Origin of the sequence: Neobacillus drentensis, from assembly GCF_036962765.1 — a bacterium.
GTDB lineage: Bacteria > Bacillota > Bacilli > Bacillales > Cytobacillaceae > Neobacillus > Neobacillus drentensis_C.
Window position 1 is genome coordinate 1 of sequence record NZ_JBALOS010000419.1, and the last position, 2,124, is coordinate 2,124.

Genomic DNA, 2,124 nt, shown 5'->3' on the forward strand with positions numbered 1-2,124 from the left:
TAAAATTCTTAAAAAAGATGGGCTTAAAATTATACTAGACAAAATTAAAACAGAATTAGATACCTTGGGTTGCTTTAATTTGTTTTTTTTATGGGAGAACATTGTGAATGAGGCGTCTGCTGGGATTATTAATAGTATATCTGGAAATTTTCAAATAGAAGAGAATTGGAATGATAATATCAATTCGATACTATATAAAATGGCTGAAGCCAATGCAGGTGCCCCAAACTTGATAGACCAAAATGGAGATTTAATTAATGAACTTGTAGTTAAAAATGTGTTATACAGCTTCAATGACATTCTACCAGATGAGATAGCTAATATTTTAAATGGCTCAATGTATAACGTTGAAAATATTATAATTGAACAAGTAAAGACGCTATCTCAAATTAACGAGGGTGGCCTTTTACATCATTTGGAGAAAGATAATAATAAATTTGCATATTACCAGGATGGAAAGTTAAAAAAACAATTCAAATCAATATACGACCTTTTTAATAAAGATCACGATGACAAAGACAGTTGTGCGAACTTAGGCAAAATACATATTGATAGAATTGCATTCATAAATAGTAAACTACTATTACAAACAGTTCTATCAGACTCAATTCAACCTGGTAATTTATATTTACATGATGGAAAGCTTGAGCGGATCGAACATGTTTTGAATGAAATAATTGATACTAAGAAATTTAACCTTAATGATGAAAAATTGAAAGATATCTATAATAAATGTAAATTCATTGAACTGGAAGTATCACCATCTTGTGATTTTGCACAGTCTAAATGGAAAGTAAATAGAATATTGCCTGGGGTTGCTATTCCCATCGAAGAAGGGGAATATTTGAAAAACCAAGGGGAATATTTTTATACTTCACCAGTGATTAATGTGGATGATAAAAATTATTATATGCTATTTAATTTTAAACTATTTTATTCAGTTCACTTTAATTACCTCAAAGCTATTAATCCTGTCTTTATGTTACGGAGTATTTTACAGATTGAGATAAAAAATAGGTTGTCTCAACATTTTCTTAGAGCTGGAATTGTAAATCTTAATCTGTAAGTTTTTTGCAAATTTATTTCTGAAATAAGTTTATTTATTTCCAATTAATGGGGGATGATGCTTTCTTTTAGTAAAAGCCATCAAAAAAGAACCATTCTCGAATGTAAAATCACTGTGTTTTTATTTGTCGCCAAGGAAAACAAACGAAGGTCGTGCGTGTTACTGTAACTGGGTTTGATTCTTAGGCAGTCAAGCCAAACTGAATAAGTTCAGAATCCTGTGAATTTCTTATCTAGAAAGATCAAGTGTAAAATCTTGGTCTTTTTTAATTATAAAAGGTACAAAAAAAACAGGTGCTAGCAAACCTCAAAAATGCTTGAGACCTGAGTGCTAGGTCTGGTGGGTTCGCTTCCAACACAGTACCGCCAATGTTCTTACTCCCTCAAGGGTTTGATCCGTGATTGTTACCGGTGATTTTACTTTAATTTACACAGATCTGCTCAATCATGAATTTGATAAAATCATTTCTAAGCTTAACGGATCGGGTTCTATTGAAGTAAAGCAAGTTTAACAAAAATTTCCTTAAAGCAAGTCGTAAAACAATTTCATCATTAAAAAAGCTTTGCAATCATACTTGTCAAATATGTAGAGTGAACCATTTCAACAATTACGGGGGAAATGTAGTTGAGGCATATCATATCGAAAACTTTTCTAGGACGCAAAATCACCAGTCAAGTAATATCGTCATTTTATGTCCAACACATCATCGATTAATGCATGCAGGAAATGCGACTTTTAACCGTGAAAAGAAAGTTTTTATGTATGAAAATGGGTATGAGGAAGTTCTGCTAAAGAACAAGCATTTATAATAAAATCCTGATGTAGGAACCTTGGGAAGGTACCTTAATTATATGTCTAAACGGAAACTATAACGCCAATTAGGGCGTTTTTATTTTTATTTATATATAGAACGTTTGTTGTATATAATCATTACGGAGGAGATGTGGCAAATAGAAAGTACTTGAAGAACAAAAAACTTGTCTGTTAATGGGAACTATTAATTCCTTAATTAACTGTTCTAAAATATTATTCTAAGAAAAATTCAAGTGAAATTATAC

Annotated in this window: 1 protein-coding gene; it reads left to right on the forward strand. The window is 31.0% G+C overall.

Annotated features, from left to right (window positions below; genetic code table 11):
- Window positions 1-1,066: hypothetical protein (locus tag V7137_RS30285; protein ID WP_335701500.1), on the forward strand; the 1,066-nt coding region annotated here is incomplete at its 5' end.
- Window positions 1,067-2,124: the final 1,058 nt, after the last annotated feature.